Below are 21,351 nucleotides of genomic sequence, written 5' to 3'. Positions count from 1 at the left end.
CGTTCATATCTTGCAAAATTACACCCATGCCGCAGCTTACAGAATGCACTGCGCCGCACGCAGACTAATAAGAAAAACTTACCAGAAAAGGGTTAACCATGCTGACTGCAACAGGTTCCGGACTGCTATGAACGCCCATCAAGAGACCAGCTTTATGCTGGGCGAAGTGAAAGTATCGCCTTCACACAACACACTTTGGGCACACAACCAAAGCATCAAACTACAACCCAAAGCGATGGAGGTATTACATTACCTCGCACGCAACCAAAGCCGTGTGATCAGTAATGAAGAACTGATTGAACAGTTATGGGAAGGCCGCGTCGTCACCCATGGTTCAGTGCAAAAAAGTATTAACGCGCTGCGTAGTGCATTGTGCGAGCTGATTGGTGATCAGGAATTGATTGCCCATTATTCAAAGCGCGGCTATCAATTGATGGTAGAGCCGCAGTTTCTTGCTCATGCTTTAACCGATACGACAAATGAACCCAGTGCAGTTGCAACACAGGCAAGTAACACACACAACCTGTGGCAGTGGCGTGTTGCCGGTGCGGCATTAGTCGTGCTGGTGGCGATCGCAATACTCTATAAGACGATCAACTGGAATACCCTTTACCTACCGCACAACCACCAAACGGATTTCCACACAACCCAGGGCTACACTAACGAAACAGGACATGAGCGCAGCGCGACGCCGCACCCGGATAATCGACATCTCGCCTATATCCGCGAAAAATTACTTACTGATAAGCTGACTGAAACCGAAAGCGAAATTGTGATCCGCAATGCGGAAGGTCAAGACTGGCGTATTGCCAATAGTAATGGCAATTGGTTCAAGCTGGCTTGGTCACCGACCGGTAATAATTTGGTAGCGATTGAAGTAAAACGCCGCGACGGCTTGCCACTGGGAACACAATTTTATCAACCATCCAATTACCTTTATTCTTTTCATATTTTCACTCTGGACCTTACACAAGAGCGACTATTAGAGAAGCAGCAACTTAGCCAATGGCAAGGGCAAATTTTCAGTGTGACCTGGTGGGATGAAAACACGCTGGAGATTGTGGCCAAACAAGGCCCCAACTCCGGCAATGGCCGCTACCGCTATTCCATTCTGGATCAGCAATTAGCATTGTTGGATGAAGTTGAAGGCGCCGCTAACCCGGTTGCCAGCGCTGTGCTCAATCAAAAGACGGCAATTGCCAGCAGGTATAAAAACAAAATCCAGATCGATTTTCTAAACGCGCAACAAGAGCGTATCAGTCGCGTGAAGTTAGAGGTTACCGCAGCGGATATCACCTGGATCCCCGATGGTAGTGGAGTACTGATATATGCCGAAGAGGAACGGAAATTAATCGCGGTATATTTGGATGGAAAACAAACCCCCATTCCATTAGCGGATAACAAAGACAAAATTTTCTCGCGCCCACATTACAGCGCTGATGGCAATGGCATCTTTTATACGGAAGAAAAACGCAGCTCCAATATTTTATTGGTCGCACTCGACGGAGCCAAAACCCGGCTCACTGAAAATACTGACTTTAATTATGCAGCCAGCTTTTCCCCCAATGGTGAAAAAGTTGTCTATGCCTCGGTGCGCAACAATCAAATCCATTTATGGTTAGTGGAGAATGGGCAAGAACGCCAACTCACCACTCAGCCTGCGCCGAAAAAAGTCGATAGTATTATTTGGTCTGATGATGGCGAGCACATTGTCTTCAACGCCGATAACCAGATTTATCATCACAACCTGCTTACCCATAAAACGGCATTATTACTAAGCGGCACCGATACTATCGAACCTATCGCCTACTTCCCCACAATCAATCGGCTTTTTGCACTCAAGCACAACGGCGAAATCAGAAACCTCTGGCGCATTGAAGGCGAACAGTGGAAGCAGCTCACTTTTGGCGCTGTGGGCTCGGCAATCGAATACGGTGGGGATATTTATTTCCAATACGTTAGCGAAAACGGCCTGTGGGCGTTGCGCGGCAAAAATGACACACTTGAACGCGTAACCGCTAACCTCGATGAATACAGCAAATTGCTTAAAGCCAGCAACAAAGGCATTTATTTCATGAGTGGTGGAGTTTGCCAGGAATCCGATATCTACTACCTGGATTATGCAGCAGCCAGCAAATCGACTTTTTTAATACAGGAAAATAGTGCCGTCTCGACCACGTCGTTCAATATCGATAAAGGTTTGCTGCAAACAGAATGTTATTTGCCAGAGGCAAATATTGTGTTGCTGAAGTAATGGATATTTCCAAAGGATGGATAGTGTGTAAATCACTAACTAATAAACATTAAAAAACCGCCGACAATTGGATTATGTCGGCAGTTTTTTATTTTCCTATCAGCTGTTACTTAATAGTAGACAGCAGATTTCCGCTAGGGAGTTACTTCACGCACGATAGTCATTTTTTCAATTTCTACGCGGCGATTCGGACTTAAGCAACTAATCAGCGCCGCTTTGTTTTGTTCGTCACACATCACTACCGGATCAGCTTCACCACGGCCTTCTGCACGCAGACGGCTCGATTCTATGCCTTTGTTCATCAAGTAATCTTTAACCGCAATTGCACGGCGCTCAGACAACTTCTGATTGTAATCATCGGAACCCAAACGATCTGTATAGCCGACGATAACAATTTCATCCGGTGATCCATCTCCTTTTAATGCAGTCGCGATTTCATCGAGTTTTGCTTGCGGTTGACGCACCGCTGAACTATCGAAGGTAAATAATTCATTTGCCGACAAGGTATATTTTTCTGTGCGCGGAGCAGGCGGTGTCGGCGCAACCGGTGTACGAACAGGTTCCGGTTTTTGCACTACAGCAATCGGCGCTGATTTTACGCCAAAGCGATAAACCAAACCGACCGACACCAAATCAATATCGCCTTTATTACCTACAGCGTCGTTAATGCGATAACGTTCAGCTTCGATGCGCATTGCAAGTGCATCGGTGAATGCATATTGCACACCAGCACCCAATTTTAAATTGGTATCACGTTCATCCGCGCGTGGGCTGAGTACATTTACCGCTCCCGTTCCACTGAAGTGGTCTTTAGCTTCGGCATAATTAGCACCTACCCTACCGAATGCAGAAAACTTTTCGCTGAATGGAATAAACCCTAGCAAGTCGAGATTAATGCCGCGGAGTTTCATGTGACCGTCCAAGGTCCCCGCTGGCATTGTGGTCGCGGTATAGCTGAATTCACCCAAATCAAAATAGCCGCCTTCCAATGCGAAATTGCGATTGAGTTGATAACCACCAAACAACTTGTAGCCGGTATCGCGGTCATCATTGTTGATGATGATTTCAGAGAAACCACCGTCTAACAAATTCCCGGTGATTCGATCATTGTCGATGTCAGCAGTCGACTGGCCGATGTTAGCACCCATATACCAACCCGCATCGTCTGCTTGAGTAACGGAGCTAATGATTGCCGTAAGTGATATCAGACCCAACATCCCTGACGCTTTAATAAATTTCATAGGTTATTCCTCAACAATTTAATGACTCTATGAGGTCGGTAGTGCACGGCACTTACCGACGCCAATTACTGATCGATTACGGATTAGGTACATTGATGATCGTGTTGACCATCGTCACTGACGCATTCAACGAAATGACCCGACCATTGATGGTGACGACTGCAACATTACCGTCGGTAGAAATCGCAGCGCCTGCTTGTGAAATAACGGTACCGACCATGGTTCCACCACCAGCGGCGTTGATAGTCGCTGCGGTTCCCACTTGCCAGAACACGTTCTTCGCTTGCGCGCCATTCACCAGCAAGATGCTTTGCGGTGCAGCAGCGCCGGGGCCACCGACCCTAAGGGTGCTGGCCATTTGAAATACCCAGGTCGCATTGGTATCGCCTTGTGCATCGAGAGTTAAGTCACCACCCTCCACCATGAATGAACCCGCAGCGGCGGTATAAACACCAGGTACTAACACCAGATTGGCGAGGTTGCCCGCACCTTGGTCTGGACCGCCCGGTTGGGCGACGAGAGCGTTGTAGGCGATCAATGCATCAGCACGCGCTTCTTCTGCTATTAACGCTGTGACTGCAGTGCCTTCCGTCGGGCAGGCAACTGTCGGTGGTGGTGCGGAGGTGTAAATTTTTCCATTAACAGTGCCGATATTCAGATCCGTTTCGGTGTAGGTGCAACCAACGCCGTTATCGTGAAAACCCGTTACCGCGGTAGACACGGCAGTGGTACCTATATCGCCGTTAATAATGGTCAGAATGCCCTGATTGGTAGTACCAGCCGAGCCGCCAAAAGTACCAAAAGTAGCTATTGAGCCTAAAGGAATGATTACCGGGGGGATGGTCGAGCAATCCACGGCAGTAAAATCCCAGCTGTAGTCATTGGTCATGGCGTTGGCAGGAATGGCCAAATCTTTCACACCATTCGCGCCACCTTTCAATGTCGCGGTGTAGGTAACGCCGGGAACGAGATCGTTTAGCGGATCAAAACTGGCAATGCGGCCAGTTGCTGCATCAACCAGTACAGCCGTTGCAATCACTGGCGTCTTGGCGACTGTCGCTTCGGTAACCGTAAAGGTCGATGAGTTGACACTGATGGGATTCATGCGCACGCCGGACGGCACCATAAACGTAGCGTTGATAGCTGCGTCGGGGCACACATTTCCGGCATTGTCGGCGGGATTAGTATTGGTGACGGATACCTTCCCTGCCGCAGTTGCTTCGGCAGAGGTCGTAAACATCCACACATAATTGCTCGCCGCCGGTAAAGCAGCTTGATTGCCCGCTAATGCGTTTCCGGCCAGATCAGTCGCCACGCTGGTGATTTGCGCGGTGTAAGTGGTGTTCGTCATAAGTGCCATCGCTGGTGCAAACACCATCGTTTTGGTACCCACGGAATAACTCAGGTTACCAGCAGGATTAACGCAGGGCGCAACGCAGGTAAGGCTAAAACTGGTTGAAGAAATACTCGCTGGCGCCATGTTTTCTGAAAACACCGCATTGATGGCCATGTTGGTGGGCACACCGGTGGTAGGACCAGGCGATGTCGTTGCAGGCACCGTGAAGGTAACGCGCGGACGAGTCGTATCAGCAGTGCTCCCTGTTGTAAAAGTCCATACAAAAGGCGACGCCAAAAGCGCACCGGTCACAAGACTACTAACACCACTCACACTCGCGGTATAAACCGTCATAGGCTCAAGCTGCATTCCCGGCGTAAGCGTAAAAGTGGCGACGCGATTGGTCGGGTCACGCGAAACTGAGCCGGTTGGGCTGACACAAGGTGCGGCGCAGGTCACCATAAAATTTGCGTTCGTAACTGATGCAATGGCTTCACTGAAGTCGGCACTGATAATCGTGTTATTGATTGATACACCCGCGCTATTCGCGCCAGGTGCAACAGCTGTTACCGTAACGGCGGTCGATGCAGCACCAGTCGTAAAATTCCAGCTGTGGGGGCTTTTAAGCGTAAGACCGGTAGCAAGACTTTTAGCACCGGTGATAGTTACTGTGTACTGGGTCATGCCCATTAAATCGGCGACGGGAGTGAAAGTTGCGATGCGGTTAGTGCTATCAATGCTCACCGCTCCCACTGGATTAGTACAGGGCGAAGCGCAGGTCACCACTACACTCGCTCCACCACCGACAACCGCCACCGCTTCGTTAAATGTGGCGGTAATCATCGGGTCATATACCAATACATCGTTGGCATTTGCGGCGGGAGTTACTGTGGTGACTGAAGGCGCAAGTGCCGCGTTGGCGCTAGATCCCAATACATCATCCTTACCGCCACAAGCGGTCATTAAGGTAATGGCGCATAGCGGGATCATCCATTTAAGTCGCATAGAGTCGTTCTTTAATATGTTCATTTTTTGCCGTCCTGGTTATGATTTTTAGTGCTGCACCGATTCACGACCGTTTATACAAAACTGTCGCCGAATGAGCGATTGATGGGAAAATCGTGCGTGAAAAATAAATGAGAGGGATCGCGTGATTGACAGCCAACAACGCAATAATTAAGCAGATGCTACAGAGGGAAATTTTTTATGTCTGTTCGCCGGCGCACCTAGCGGGTTGGGAATGGATTTCAAACTCTAACTATGAACAATGGGATGAGGTGAAAAATAAGTTGGAAATACCAGAAAGATAAATTCGATAATCACACCCCTGAAATTGAATATGTTTTTTCAAAATGAACTAAACCAAAATCATCACACCCTCCAACGCCAAAACCACTGCCTGTTTTTGCACCTCCGCCCTATCCCCATCAAAATGTTTTAACTCCGTTTTAATTTCACCCGTTGCAGTAACCCAGGCAAACCAAACAGTGCCAACCGGTTTCTCAGGCGAACCACCGCTTGGCCCCGCAACACCGCTAATCGCAACCGCAATATCAGCGCCCGACAATGCGAGTACACCGCGCGCCATTTCGATGACTACGGCTTCGCTGACCGCGCCTTCGCGTGCGAGTGTTTCGCTGGATACACCGAGCAGTTTTTCTTTTGCGGCGTTCGCATAACTGACGATGCCGTATTCAAACCAGGCGGAGCTGCCGGAAATTGCGGTGATGGCAGCGGCGACTCCGCCGCCAGTGCAGGATTCTGCAGTGGCAATGCGCCAGTTACGCTGGAGTAATTGTTCGCCGAGACGCTGGCTTAATTGATGTAGATGATCATCCATTGTGTGACCCTGTTTAAGTGCGGATAGGATGGCGATAGTGTGCCGCCATTTAGGCATTGATGCCAGCGGGAAACTTTTAAACGCGTCCGACAAGGCGATCTATACTCCAGCCATATAACTTGCGAGAGATTGAGCGTGCAGACAATTCCGGGGTATCACATCAAAACGCTGATTGGCGAAGGCGGTATGGCCAAAGTGTATTTGGCGGTACAAAAATCGCTCGACCGGCCAGTGGCGATTAAAGTGTTGGACGCAAGTTTGAATCAAGATCCAATCATCCAACAGCAGTTTGAACAGGAATCCACATTGGTGGCGCGTCTTAGCCATCCGAATATTATTCAAATTATCGACAAAGGGATTAGCGAGCAGCAACTGCCCTACTTTGTGATGCCTTACGTGAAAAGTGTTTCGCTCGAAACCGTATTGCCGCGCAAAGATATTAGCCTCACGCGAAAATTAAATATTTTAATCCAGCTCTGTAGCGCACTCGGTTATGCGCATCGCAATGGTGTGGTGCATCGCGATATCAAACCGGCCAATATTTTGGTGGATTACGACGGCCATGCCTATTTGGTGGATTTTGGAATCGCCGGATACTTTACTGCGAACAAAGGGGCCGCCAACGCCAGCAGCGAGACAACAGATCCTGATCAGGAACGGATTATGGGTACGGGTGCTTACATGGCACCTGAGCAGCACAATGGAACATCGCACACCAATCAGCTAAGCGATATTTATTCGCTCGGCGTGCTTATGCATGAATTGATTTTTGGTGTGGTGCCTGTGCTCGCTAATGAACAAACCTATGCAGAGCAACTCACAGATAAACACCAAATGACCGCTGCATTGCGGCCGTTGATTAATCGCTGTATTGAAGCCAACCCCAACCAACGCCCCACCAGTGTCGATGAAATTCGCCAGCAATTATTATTGATTTCCCAGGGGCGACATTTACAGGGTAACCGCTGGGGCAACGAATCCACTCGCGACAATATTCCGCCCAATTACACCTTGCTCGATGTATTAAAAGAAAACCCCTTCGGTGCGACCTATTTGGTTAATGATCCCAATCGCCAGCGTTTTCTCGTGATAAAAAAACAAAACCTCGATCATCTGGGCAATGCGCCGCAATACGCGGCGAAATTAACGCAAGTGCAACATCCACATATCGCACGAATTTTCGGCACTGGAAAAAATCCACGCGTATTTATCAGCGCAATGGAATATTTACCCGGTGGCAGCTTGCAGGAGCGGCTCACACAATCGCTGAGCTTGGGGCAGTGTTTAACCATTGCACAACAACTTTGCAACTCCCTCGCCTGCGCGCACTCCTACGGAATCGTGCACGGTAATTTGCGCCCCAGCAACGTGTTATTTGCCGAAAAAAATCATTTGAAACTGAGTGACTTTGGTTTTCCGGCGCACAGTTATGGCGATGGCACCCACTGGTATCAACCCGCCAATGAACCTGCCTCCACCGGTGCTGACGTTTACGCATTAGGCGCGATACTGTTCCAATTATTCACCGGAAAATTGCCGGTACCTGATTTATGGGGCTGGAAAAATGCGTGGCGTTTACGCAAGGCGCCGGCCAAAGTACGTCGATTGATTTTGCAAATCATCCACCTCAACCCACGTAAACGCATCGCCAGTGCAGAACTGGCAGGCGCGGCATTTAACCAAGCGCAGGGTGAACAAAAAACCCAAGTGTTGGAAAAAATGGTGGGAATCTAGGAATTCTCCGAAATAAAACTTATCGTCATACCCGCGAACGCGGGTATCCAGAGGCATCAATAAAATTAGAAGCTGGATACGTGCGTTCGCAGGTATGACGAACAAACTATAAAGCGCTATTTTGGTGCCACTTATCAATTCACCAATCAAATACCTGACCACTTGTGCAGCATAAAAAGTTGTCGCAATTGGCCAGCTTTTTTGTGAAGAATTTATGATGGCAAAAAAGTGCAGGTATTAAAACTGTACTAATTAATGGTTATTCAAATACTTAGCAGCTAGTCAACAATTAAACCCCACACACTTACCCCAGCAGTTTTTTCATCTTTTATGTCGCTGGTACGAATCCTGCTGAATGCCCTTCTATGGTTCCCGTAACAGGGACATATCCGTGATCGTACAATCCACAAAGTAATCCATAAACAGATGCAGAGGGCGTAGCGATGAGTACAAGTCTGAAGAGTTCTTTAAATGCGTGGCACCTCTGGGGGCTGGCAGTAGGGTTGGTAATTTCCGGTGAATATTTTGGCTGGAGTTACGGGTGGGATAAGGCGGGCACGCTCGGCTTTTTAGTGACTACCGTGATGATCGCGATTATGTACACCACATTTATTTTTAGCTTCACCGAATTATCGACCGCAATTCCCCACGCTGGTGGGCCTTTCGCTTACGCACGCCGCGCCTTTGGCCCCAAGATGGCGTTTGTCGCCGGTTTTGCAACGCTGATTGAATTTGTCTTTGCGCCACCCGCGATTGCAATGGCGATTGGGGCTTATTTAAATGTGCAATTTCCCGAGGTGAATCCAAAAACCTTTGCGATCTGTGCTTACGCTATTTTTGTGGGTTTAAATATTGTCGGTGTGCGCATCGCTGCAACCTTTGAATTATTTGTTGTCGTTCTGGCGATTTTTGAATTGCTGGTATTTATGGGCGTAGTAGCACCCGGATTCTCCATCTCTAATTTTGTCGCCAACGGTTGGGCAGGTGAAACAGAATTCAGTGCTGGTGCCATCACCGGCATAGTCGCCGCGATTCCATTTGCGATCTGGTTTTTCCTTGCGATTGAAGGTGTGGCTATGGCCGCAGAAGAAGCAAAAGATCCGCGCCGCACTATTCCCCGCGCCTATATCGCAGGCATTTTAACGCTGGTTGTGCTGGCAATGGGCGTGATGGTATTTGCAGGCGGCGTAGGCGATTGGCGTACTCTCTCCAATATCAATGATCCTCTACCGCAAGCAATGAAAGTGATTGTCGGCGAAAACAGTAACTGGTTGCACATGTTAGTGTGGATTGGTTTATTCGGTTTGGTCGCTTCCTTTCACGGTATTATTCTCGGTTATTCACGCCAAATTTTTGCGCTGGCGCGCGCTGGCTATATGCCCACCTATTTTTCAGTTGTGAACGAAAAATTCAACACACCGCACAGGGCGATTATCGCTGGAGCTGTGGTGGGTATCATCGCCATTATGAGCGACGACTTGCAATTTAATGGTATGACGCTCACCGCCAACCTGATCACCATGGCGGTGTTTGGTGCGATTGTGATGTACATAGTATCCATGATGAGCTTATTTGCACTGCGTAAAAAAGAACCGAATCTGGATCGCCCGTTTATCGCCATTGCATACCCAGCCTTCCCTGCCATTGCGCTCGGCTTGGCGATTATTTGTTTAGTCACCATGATTTATTTTAATCCACAACTGGCTTTACTTTTTGTGGTGTTGATGGCACTGGCGTTCGCGTATTTCAGCATGACCCAAGCGAAGCGCGATGCATCTTCTGATAATGCAATTGCAACATCGGTGTAATAGCCTGAAGCTCGCAAAAAAAAGATCTGCTAAGCTTGAGCCATCTGGCTCAAGCACATGCATCTATAAATACGGGTCGCAGTATGCAATACAAACACACTCTGGGTTTACAGACCTATGAGTTTCGCGATTTAAAAGAGGTGATGGCGAAAGCCTCACCAGCCCGCTCCGGCGATTATCTCGCCGGCGTTGCAGCAGCGACTTATGTGGAACGCATGGCCGCGCGCATGTGTTTAGCTGAAGTACCGCTCGCACAGTTCCTGCAAGAATTATTAATTCCCTATGAGAGCGATGAAGTCACGCGCTTGATTATCGATACACACGATAAAAAAGCCTTTGCCGAAATCAGTCACCTGACTGTTGCAGATTTTCGCAATTGGCTGCTGTCCGATATCGCAACCACCGAAACACTCGCGCGCGTTGCACCCGGCATTACCCCGGAGATGGCCGCTGCTGTGAGTAAATTGATGCGCAACCAGGATTTAATTCTGGTCGCCAAAAAATGTTCAGTCATCACCCGCTTTCGCAATACTATTGGCCTGCCAGGCCATATTTCTGCGCGCTTGCAACCTAATCACCCGACCGATGATCCACGCGGCATTGCGGCGTCATTAATTGATGGTTTGCTGTACGGATCAGGCGATGCAGTGATTGGGATTAATCCCGCGACTGATAATTTATCAGCGCTGATGGAGCTGTATCATTTAGTTGATGGCGTGATCCAACAATTTGAAATCCCTACGCAGTCCTGCATCCTCACCCATGTGACCAACCAGATCCAGTTGATTGAAAAAGGCGCACCGGTAGATTTGGTTTTTCAATCTATCGCGGGCACTGAATTGGCGAATAAAAGTTTTGGTATTGATATCGCGCTATTAGCAGAAGCGCGCGACGCGGCACGCTCACTCAAGCGCGGCACCATTGGCGACAACGTGATGTATTTTGAAACTGGCCAAGGCTCGGCATTGTCGGCCAATGCAAATCACGGCGTTGACCAGCAAACCTGCGAAGCGCGCGCCTATGCGATTGCACGGCATTTATCACCGCTGCTTACTAACACGGTTGTGGGTTTTATCGGCCCGGAATATTTATACGATGGCAAACAAATTATTCGCGCGGGATTAGAAGATCATTTCTGCGGAAAATTATTGGGCGTACCGCTCGGTTGCGACGTGTGTTACACCAATCACGCCGAAGCCGATCAGGATGATATGGATACACTGATGACATTGCTCGCCAACGCGGGGCTGACTTTTTTAATGGGCATCCCCGGCGCCGATGACATCATGCTGAATTACCAAACCACTTCGTTTCACGACACGCTCTATTTGCGCAAAATTCTCGGCTTAAAAGCCGCGCCGGAGTTTGAACAATGGCTCAAGAAAATGAACATCATGGATTCAGCGGGACAAGTGCGTCCCATCAGTCAACAGCATCCACTCTTGCAACAATTCCCCAGCAAGTTGGCGTAGCAGCACCAATTAGTGTTGATGACCCCTGGCAGGATTTAAAACAATTCACCCAAGCGCGCATCGCTCTCGGGCGCACCGGTAGCAGCTTAACCACTAAAGCCGTGTTGGATTTTAGTTGCGCCCATGCCATGGCGCGCGATGCGGTGCATCTTGCATTGGATGTGAATTCGCTTGCTGATCAATTGCACGCTCAAGGTTTAAAAACACTGCAGGTTCACAGCCGCGCAACTGATCGGCATAGCTATTTATTACGTCCGGATTTTGGACGGCGCCTGGATGAAACGAGCGTTTCGTTTTTGAAAGATTATTCACGGCAACACTATGCTGAAAAACCAATCGATTTATTATTGGTTGTTGGCGATGGCCTTTCCTCTATGGCAGTTACCCAACAGGCAGCAAAACTTATCGCCGAAATTCAATCACGGATTCCACCACATTGGACTTTAGGCCCAATCGTCATCGCCCAACAGGCGCGGGTTGCACTGGCGGATGAGGTCAGCGAATTGTTAAATGCGCGCATGGTGGCCATGCTGATTGGGGAGCGCCCAGGATTAAGTTCGCCCGATAGCCTCGGGGTTTACCTCACCCATAACGCCAAAGTCGGCTGCACGGATGCCGATCGAAATTGCATTTCCAATGTGCGCTCCGAAGGCTTGGTTCACGCTGCTGCTGCGAAAAAATTATTGTGGTTATGCGAAGCGGCAATACGCATGCAATGCTCTGGCGTTGCGTTAAAAGATGAAAGTGATACCGGCGGATTTATTGCGGCTGCACCAGGATTACTGGTAGAAAAAGAATAAACGTTAGCCCGTCACTCGCTTCTCATAAGTATCAACTCCAGTATTCTCGACAAAACCCTTCCGCCGTATTTACCCCCACATAGCCCCCCAAGGGGCATAAAATCTTGCTTAGAACTAGTCATATAATTAGATGAATGCAGTTTCCTCTTGACAGCTTTTAACTGATCAGTAAAAATTAAGCCTATAAATATGATATATATAACAAACGAGAGAGAAACCATGAAACACACCCCATCGAATACGTTCGTACGCACCAGTCTGTTTGTTGCCGTAAGCCTGTTAGCCCCCATTGCCGCGGCGCAGAGCACCGCTAGTCAGGAAGACTTGGTAGAAGAAGTTGTCGTTACCGGCAAATTCCTTAAAAGCTTGCAAACTGCCGCCGAAATCAAACGCAACTCGGCGAGTGTGGTAGAGGCGATTTCCGCGGAAGATATCGGTCAACTGCCCGATGTGTCGATCAGCGACTCATTAAAACGCCTGCCCGGCCTGGCGCAAGACCGCGACCGCGGTAATGGCAGCCAGATTTCTATCCGCGGTATGGGCGGCATGCTCGGCTTTACCACCCTGAATGGCCGCGAGGTTGCGATTCTGGAAGAGACACGCAACATCCGCTACGACCAATTCCCCTCCGAATTGATCAATGCGGCCCAAGTCTACAAAACCCCGCAAGCCTGGATTGCTGAAGGCGGCGTATCGGGTACCGTAAATCTGGACACGATCAAGCCGCTGGATTACGACTCCACCAAAGTGGTAGTCGATCTGCGTGCAACCTCTTCCGAACTGGGCAAAGATGTTGATGATGCTGCGAATAATGGCATCGGCCAACGCGTCAGCATTTCCTATATCGACCAATTCCTCGATGACACCCTTGGTGTGGCCATTGGCTATTCAGGCCGTTCTGAATCCATCGCCACCCAACGCGCCGAGCTGTGGAACTACGGTGATACCTGGCACAACACCCAATGGAACAGCGAGTTGGGCGCAAACGTGATCGCGCCTTGGGGTGGTTCTGCGCTGGTGCGTGGCGGTGAAGACGAACGCCAAGGTGTGATGGGCGCTGTCCAATGGCAACCTAACGAGAATCTGGAAATCGCCTATGACGGCTTCTGGTCTTCATTTGATATCAGCGAAAACCAACGCGGTTTTGATTTCCAAATTAGCAATAATTTCGACAACCAGTGGGACCTGATCAGCACAGTCCCAACGGCCTACACCAACAGCAACCTGGGCGCTGGGGCTGTAGATTTAATTTCCGGCACTGTTAACCTCAGCTCCCTGCGCAATCTGAACGAAGAATACGTGCAAGACGATGAACTCACGAGCCACGGTGTAAACGTGAAGTGGTCGCAAGATTTGTGGACAGTCGCTGCCGACGCTGGCATTTCTGAAACCAGCCGCGACAAACGTTGGGCCACAGTGCGCACTGAAAACAGCGCTCCCGGCCGCGCAACCTTTGGTGCGACTAACGACGGCCGTATGACATTCAAATTGTTGGACGCGTCATTAACTGATACCAGCACCAATAATGTCGCCAATATTCAAGTACAACCCCAAGCTGAAGGCGGCGATGAACTCAGTTCATTCAAATTGGATTTCACCCGCGACTTTGATAATGGCTTTGTGCAAGCCGTTAAATTTGGTGCTGCTATTTCCAGCCGCGATAAATTTGAGCATGGCCAAATTTGGTCACAGAGCGTTACACAAAACGCTGGTGCTGCCATTCCGGCCAGCGCGATTATCGATGCAAAAAGTGCAAGCTACTGGAGCGACCTTCCCGACTATCTGAGTGTTGATCGCAATGCAGTCATCAACAATTATTTCGGCGGCCTGAAAAATCCGACACCGGGGGATGCGGATGATTTAATTTCCAGCTGGGATGTCAGTGAAGATATCAGCGCGCAATACGTGCAATTGGATATGGGCACTGAAGTATTCGGATTGGCACTTACCGGTAATCTCGGCGTGCGCAATGTAGAAACTGAAACCACTTCCAGCGGTTATCAGCAAGGAGAAGATGTTTGGGTAGAAGTCACTCCCGGTAATTGGCAGCCGCAACCCGTCGTCAACGCAGTGTCAGTCGACCACGACTACAGCGATGTATTGCCGAGTACCAACTGGACATTGAACCTGAACGATGAACAATTAATTCGTTTCGCTGCCGCCAAAACCATGGCACGCGCACCGGTTAACATGATGAGCCCGAGTGTCAATTTGAATGAAGATTTGTGGGGTTCAAACCCGGGTGAATCCACTTCCGGTAATCCAAAACTCGATCCATTCCGCGCTGATCAAGCGGACCTTTCTTACGAATGGTACTACGCCGAAGGTTCACAATTTGCTGCAACGCTTTTCTATAAAGATTTGGAAAGTTTTATCGCTCGCGCTGCCGATGCAGAAACTGTGGTGAGCAATGGTAAAGAATACAAAGTATCGCGCCCCATTAACGGCAGCGGCGGTTACATTCGCGGCTACGAATTACTGTGGCAACAATCATTTGATTTCTTACCGGCGCCTTTTAATGGTTTGGGGATTTACACCAACTACTCGCACAACGAATCCAACGTTGAACAGTTTGTACCGCTGAACAGCGATTACAAAGCCGGTTTGACGGGCTTGTCGGAAGATGTCGCTAACTTTACGCTCTGGTATTACCTGAACGGTTTTGAAGCGCGCACGTCTTACAGCTATCGCAGCGAATTCCAACGCGATATCAATCTGGTGATGGGCGAAGAAGGCATGAACGATGCGGAAGGCTATTGGGATTTGAGTTTGTCGTACGAATTCAACGACCATTACAAAGTCTACTTCCAGGTACAAAACCTCACCGACGAACCGTACAAGACCTATGGTTTGGAATCCAACAATCCAAACCACATCAACAAGTATGAAGAGTTTGGCTCTCGCTATTCTGTTGGTTTGAACTGGAAACTCTAGCGCGTTTTGTTGGTAAACCTGCTTTAACTTGTTAATGGAACTCTCCCTTATTGTGCGGCTGCTTCGGCAGCCGTGTTTTTTTGGGAACCACAATTCCACAACACATAGATGAGCTAGATGATGATTAAAAAATTACTGCTTCTTGCCATAGGTTTTATCGCCGCAGGCACTTTGGCAAACACACCTGTACCAATTAATGCAAAGCCCTTTTACGTCGGTGCTGATCTATCTTATGTCAATGAAATGGAGGATTGCGGAGCAACCTACTACGACAAAGGTAAAAAACAGGATCCCTTTGCACTCTTTGCCAAAAAAAGCGCTGACCTTGTGCGTGTGCGCCTATGGCATGACGCCGACTGGACGAAATACTCTGACCTCGCCGATGTGAGTAAAACGCTACAACGCGCGAAAGATAATAAAATGAAAACCCTGCTGGATTTTCATTATTCCGATACTTGGACTGACCCCGAAAAGCAATTTATTCCCAAAGCCTGGGCACATATCACCGATACCAATCAACTCGCTAAAGCGCTATACGACTACACGACGGAGACACTCTCCGCTCTCGATAAAGAAAATCTGTTACCCGACATGGTGCAAGTTGGTAACGAAACCAATATCGAAATACTGCAACAAGAGAACTCCATAGTACACGGCATTCCCAATTGGCAACGCAATGCACAATTATTAAATAGCGGCATTAAAGCCGTGCGCGATTACAGCAAACAATCCCAAAAACCTATCCAGATTGTATTGCATATCGCCCAACCGGAAAACGCGCTCTGGTGGTTTAAACAGGCAAGCGAAAATGGTGTGACCGATTTCGATATTATTGGCCTCTCCTATTATCCGCAGTGGTCCACTTATAAACTGCCGGACTTGCCGGATGCCATTAAAGAATTAAAAAACACCTATCACAAAGAGGTGATGATTGTAGAAACCGCTTACCCCTGGACGCTGCATAATTTTGACAAGGCTGGCAATGTATTGGGTGAAAAAGCGGTGCAGCCCGAATATCCTGCCAGCGCTAAAGGCCAGCTGCTTTATCTGCTAACATTAACCCAATTGGTAAAAGCTTCAGGTGGATTGGGTGTTATCTACTGGGAACCGGCTTGGGTCAGCACTCGCTGCAAAACCCTGTGGGGCAAAGGTTCGCATTGGGAAAACGCCAGCTTTTTTGATGCAACACGCCACAACAATGCCCTACCCGCGTTTTTATTTTTTTCGGCAGACTATACCGAATAATGTAATTACCCACATAATTCAAAAAAAATACGAGTGAGAGAGAATATGATTAACAAAAAAATTCACGTCTTCACCTTGGCACTGTGTAGTTTTATCGCTGCCTGTTCGCCAGCGCCGCAACATAAATCGCCTGTTGGTGATACGCTCTACGATAAAGACTGGCAATTTTTCCGCAGCAACAACGCACTCGATCTGGCAACAGCGCAACAGCAAAAAGAATGGGAACCTGTGCAAATCCCGCACACACCCAAAATCGAGCCACTAGTGGTAAACGAACAATTCCAGGGGGATGCCTGGTATAAAAAAACCATCGCAACAGAAGAGAGCTGGAAAGGCAAACAAATCTCATTAAAATTCGAAGCAGCAAAGAATGTTGCTGAAGTTTGGTTAAACGGCGAAAAACTCATTACCCATGTCGGTGGATATTTGCCCTTCACGGTTAATCTCACCGAAAAACTAAAGTGGGATACACCCAATGAATTGATGGTGCGGCTGGATAATCGCGACAATCCCATTACCGGCCCAAAACCATTAAAGGATTTGGATTTTAATACCTACGGAGGTATTTATCGCCACGTGTATTTGCAGGTTAATAATGATCTGCACATTACCGACGCGGTTGCTGCCGAAAAAACCGCCAGTGGTGGAATTTTTGTAAGCTATCCACAAGTTACGGCCGAACAAGCCACTATCAGAATCAAAACCCATCTCGCCAACGCGCATATTGATCCGAAAAAATTCCGTGTTGTGCAAAAATTATTGGCTGGCGATAAAGTGGTCGTTGACCAAACTGGCGAACTGCAAACGGTGAACGGAAAAACAGATGCCGAAAACACCATTGATTTAATGCTTGCCAATCCGCAACTTTGGTCACCCAAAACACCTAATCTCTACCATCTGGTTACCCGTGTTTATGAAGGCGATTCGTTGGTAGACGAACAGACCACACGCATAGGTATACGCGAATTCAAGTGGGTAAAAAATCAATTATTGATCAATGGCGAGGCAACATTCCTGCGCGGGGTAAATCGCCATCAAGAATATCCTTACGTTGGTTACGCAACGTCTGATGCAGCAGATTATCGCGATGCTGTCAAAATAAAATCCGCCGGATTTGATTACGTACGCCTCTCACATTACCCGCACTCACCTGCGTTTATGGCAGCGGCTGACGAGTTAGGTTTAGTTCTCCTGGATTCAATTTTAGGTTGGCAATATTTTTCTGAAGACCCGGCATTTCAGGCGCAAATTCAACAAACCTGCCGGGATTTAATTCGCCGTGACCGCAATCACCCGTCGGTAATGGCTTGGGAGTGCTCGCTAAATGAATCCTGGATGACTGAGCCTTTTATCGATTCATTAACCAAAATTATTGATGAAGAATATCCAGGCGCTATGTCTGCTGGCTGGCAGGAATACGGTTACGATATTTATTTGCAAGCGCGCCAACATCGCTTGGAACACTACAAAGAACCGAGCAAGCCCTACATCGTAAGCGAATACGGTGATTGGGAATACTACGCCATGAATGCCGGTTTAAACCAAACCGAATGGGCAAATTTGCTGCAGGCAGATCGCTCCAGCCGCCAATTATTAAGCGATGGCGAAACACGTTTGTTGCAGCAGGCATCCAACATTCAAGAAGCTCACAACGATAACTTCAATACACCGGCATTTGCTGACGGCTACTGGGTGATGTTTGATTACAACCGTGGTTACGCGCCGGATTTGGAAAGCTCGGGCATTATGAGTATTGATCGCCTACCAAAATACAGTTACTACTTCTACCAAAGCCAGCGCGATGCCAGTGAAGTATCTGACAAATTTACTTCAGGCCCCATGGTATTCATCGCCAGCGAATGGAATGAAAAATCTGATGCTAATGTGCGTGTATTTAGTAATGCGGATGAAGTGGAACTGCTACTTAACGGAAAAATTATCGCCAAACAAACGCCGGACAAAAATGATAACAGCAAAAATCTGAAAAACCCACCCTTTAATTTTGCGCTGGAAAAATACGAAGCAGGCGAATTAAAAGCCATTGGTTACATTGGTGGCAAAGCCGTTGCGGAACATAAAGTGGTAACCGCAGGCACTGCAACAAATATTCGCTTAACGGTAGATACCAGCGGAAAAGCACCCCAAGCTGGCGTTAAAGACATTGTGTTTGTATATGCGCAATTAGTTGATAGCAAAGGCAATCTGGTACGCACAAATAATATCCCGGTTTCCTTTGGAATTAGCGGCAATGCAAAACTGATCAGTCCGGTAGAAGTCAGCACCAGCAGCGGTATCGCAAGCGCATTAGTTGAACTTGGTGATTCACTGGATAACATCAATATTAGTGCTACCAGTGATAATTTAGCCGGCACCAATTTAAAACTCTAACAGCCTGTTGAAATTATTGATGTCTAAATGGCGTTATCCCAGAAAGGATGACGCCATTTTTTATGGGCAGTTATGTTCATAACAGCGGGCATATCACAAATATAAAAATACTTCAGTGTGAATTACACCAACAGCTTTTAGTTGACTAGCGGATATTTATCGCGCAAGATCCGCGTAAAAATTATAAAGCCCTCCCACAGTGGGCTGATGCGATGTTTACACCCACTCCCCCTACGCAGTAATTCCTCTAGCTAACTTCACCTTGCGCTGATTTGCGCTGAATTTGCTTTGCTCCGCTTTTTCTGCGGCGCACAGACTTATTTTAATTTTTATCCTATCTATGAGGGACATATGTACAACAAAATTGCATTCATTTTGATTTCATCTTCCATGCTCGCTGCATGTGGCGGTGGCGGAAACACAAATAGCACACCAAAACCCAGCTCCATAGCCAACGTCAGTTCCATACCCGCGCCAAGCTCTACACCAACGTCCAGTTCTGCACCCGCTGCGAGTTCAACTGCAGCAGCGACTGTTCTGCAGGGACAATTTAAGGACACGAGTATTTCCGGCGTGCGCTTTGTTTCAGGCGCGCAGACAGGCATGACCAATAGCACGGGAACATTTACCTACGAGCAGGGAAAATCCATCAGTTTTTCAATCGGCGGCATAACACTCGGCAGCACCCTGGGGAAACCATTGATTACGCCCATCGATTTGGTTGAGAACGGTAGCTCCACTCATCAAACCGTACAAAATATGGTGCGCTTTTTGTTGATGCTCGATGCCGATACCTACAGCGAAAATGGCATTCAACTTTCAACCGCACTACAAACGGCAGCAAACAACTGGACGCAAATTGATTTTAGTGCCCCCATGTTTGAACAAAACATGACTACCATAATGACGGCAGCCTCGGCCGCCGATGGAGGCACACATCAACTACCCGACACTACCGATGCAAAAGAACATCTGGAAGCCACTCACCTGTGCAATTATTCGGGCATTTATCAGGGCACCTTCACAACAGACAACAGCAACGGCAAGCTCGCGTTTTTCGTCAATGCATTAAATGGCGAAGTGAATGGATTTGCGCTGCCGGAAAACACCCTTGAACCTACCGAATTGAGCGCGATAACACCGCTGCAATACAATCAAACAGCAGCGTTTGAAACAGGCAATAGCAGCGACAAGAGCAGCTATAACGCCCAATTTATTTCAGCCAATGACATCACCGGCACATGGAAAAAAGAAACGCGCAGCGGATCTGTCAGCGCAACGCGCGTGGGCGGTGCGAGTAATGCCGTTTATCGTTTTAGCGCGAGTTTTAACGGCAATAATACCGGCCTGCTGAGTATTGATATTGATGCAGCCAATAAAGTCACCGGCTCAGCTTACAATCTTAAAACCCATGAAACCCAAACGCTCGGCGGCCAATTAACCGGCCCCTGGTTAACCATCGCCACTGCCGACAAAACACAGCTGCAAGGGTTGTTGGGTATTGAGTCCGGCCTTTTGGTTGGCACCTGGGTAAATACTACCAAGGGCACATCAGGAAATTTTTCTGGCAGCGGCTGCCAACTAAATCCGGTGTCGCTGTCTATTAATGGTTTCCGCAACTGGAAACTGGGCAGCAACACCGGCTCCAAACAGTTGATCCCGGCCACGGGGACAGATCCATTGGTATTGCTGGATAGCACACCAGTAGCCATGGTGCGCATGACCGTAGCACCCTGGGGTGAAATGTCATTTCCGATAACCGGTTTTGACAAAGCCGGCGAGGCCGAATCGGTTGACCTGAGCAATTCAAGCTTTATCGATATCACCTACCAATCCAACCAAAGTGTTAACTTGCAGTTGCGCCAATATGCTGTGCACGGTGGAACACACAATCAAATAACACTGCCCGCCGCAACCGAGTTCACCAGCGTTCGCATTCCACTGAGCAATTTTGTCGGCGGTTTAACACCCCTGGATTTAACCAAAGTTGCCAAATTTAACTTCGCATTGTTGAGCAATAACGCCAACGATGGTTACGCAGAGTTGATTGTGAAACGATTTAAGATAGACAACTTTAACTAGCACTTCTTCAACCTGGTAGCAACCGGTTTTTTTGAGTTGCTACCAGATTGGATATTGAAGTAATTCCTTTAAAAAGATGGCTATAGGCAATTGGAAAGAATATATCCCTATATCCTTATAATCGATCAGTAACTCTCCCGCTCATTTGGCTGATGTTATAAGCTGAGAATATTTAATTCTTTTATAAAAAAATTTCTTCTCTCTATGATGCGCTGCA

At 48.1% G+C, this 21,351-nt stretch carries 12 protein-coding genes; 9 read left to right on the top strand and 3 right to left on the bottom strand.

From position 1 onward, the window contains the following. Positions 1 to 127: 127 nt before the first annotated feature. Complete coding sequence (locus B4E62_RS01775) at positions 128 to 2,254, top strand: winged helix-turn-helix domain-containing protein (RefSeq protein ID WP_331350817.1); 2,127 nt, start codon at positions 128 to 130, stop codon at positions 2,252 to 2,254. Positions 2,255 to 2,388: 134 nt separating this feature from the next. Here the strand turns inward: B4E62_RS01775 and B4E62_RS01770 are convergent, their stop codons facing one another. From B4E62_RS01770 to B4E62_RS01760, 3 genes are all read right to left on the bottom strand, one after another. Beyond that, positions 2,389 to 3,495: an outer membrane beta-barrel protein gene (locus B4E62_RS01770; RefSeq protein WP_331350816.1), complete on the bottom strand. Its 1,107-nt coding sequence runs from the start codon at positions 3,493 to 3,495 to the stop codon at positions 2,389 to 2,391. Between the two features lie 76 nt (positions 3,496 to 3,571). Further along, the gene (locus tag B4E62_RS01765; protein ID WP_331350815.1) at positions 3,572 to 5,860 is read right to left on the bottom strand and encodes an Ig-like domain-containing protein; all 2,289 of its coding nucleotides are present in this window, start codon (positions 5,858 to 5,860) and stop codon (positions 3,572 to 3,574) included. A gap of 328 nt (positions 5,861 to 6,188) precedes the next feature. Further along, the gene (locus B4E62_RS01760; protein ID WP_310072131.1) at positions 6,189 to 6,671 is read right to left on the bottom strand and encodes a nicotinamide-nucleotide amidohydrolase family protein; all 483 of its coding nucleotides are present in this window, start codon (positions 6,669 to 6,671) and stop codon (positions 6,189 to 6,191) included. A 135-nt stretch (positions 6,672 to 6,806) separates the two neighbouring features. On the opposite strand from B4E62_RS01760, the gene B4E62_RS01755 reads away from it, so the two are divergent. From B4E62_RS01755 to B4E62_RS01720, 8 genes are all read left to right on the top strand, one after another. After that, entirely contained in the window at positions 6,807 to 8,405 is a 1,599-nt protein-coding gene (locus B4E62_RS01755; RefSeq protein ID WP_310072129.1) for a serine/threonine-protein kinase, read from the top strand. 443 nt (positions 8,406 to 8,848) lie between these two features. Beyond that, a complete protein-coding gene (gene eat / locus B4E62_RS01750) occupies positions 8,849 to 10,213 on the top strand; it encodes an ethanolamine permease (protein ID WP_310072127.1) in 1,365 nt (454 codons plus the stop codon). 83 nt (positions 10,214 to 10,296) lie between these two features. Then, a complete protein-coding gene (locus tag B4E62_RS01745) occupies positions 10,297 to 11,685 on the top strand; it encodes an ethanolamine ammonia-lyase subunit EutB (RefSeq protein WP_331350814.1) in 1,389 nt (462 codons plus the stop codon). Continuing rightward, positions 11,586 to 12,485 (top strand): ethanolamine ammonia-lyase subunit EutC, encoded by a 900-nt coding sequence (gene eutC, locus B4E62_RS01740; protein WP_331350813.1) that lies wholly within the window; start codon positions 11,586 to 11,588, stop codon positions 12,483 to 12,485. The genes B4E62_RS01745 and eutC overlap by 100 nt, the downstream gene beginning before the upstream one ends. A 219-nt stretch (positions 12,486 to 12,704) precedes the next feature. Further along, a complete protein-coding gene (locus B4E62_RS01735) occupies positions 12,705 to 15,419 on the top strand; it encodes a TonB-dependent receptor (RefSeq protein ID WP_331350812.1) in 2,715 nt (904 codons plus the stop codon). Positions 15,420 to 15,536: 117 nt separating this feature from the next. Continuing rightward, positions 15,537 to 16,664, top strand: a complete 1,128-nt coding sequence (locus B4E62_RS01730; protein ID WP_331350811.1) for an arabinogalactan endo-1,4-beta-galactosidase — start codon at positions 15,537 to 15,539, stop codon at positions 16,662 to 16,664. Between the two features lie 45 nt (positions 16,665 to 16,709). Then, positions 16,710 to 19,052, top strand: coding sequence for a glycoside hydrolase family 2 protein (locus B4E62_RS01725; protein WP_331350810.1), 2,343 nt, complete (start codon positions 16,710 to 16,712; stop codon positions 19,050 to 19,052). A gap of 351 nt (positions 19,053 to 19,403) precedes the next feature. Then, positions 19,404 to 21,134: a hypothetical protein gene (locus B4E62_RS01720; RefSeq protein WP_331350809.1), complete on the top strand. Its 1,731-nt coding sequence runs from the start codon at positions 19,404 to 19,406 to the stop codon at positions 21,132 to 21,134. Positions 21,135 to 21,351 lie beyond the last annotated feature (217 nt).

The sequence above is a fragment of the Cellvibrio sp. UBA7671 genome (assembly GCA_002483145.1).
Lineage (GTDB): Bacteria > Pseudomonadota > Gammaproteobacteria > Pseudomonadales > Cellvibrionaceae > Cellvibrio > Cellvibrio fibrivorans.
This window is presented reverse-complemented; position numbering and strand designations above follow the sequence as displayed.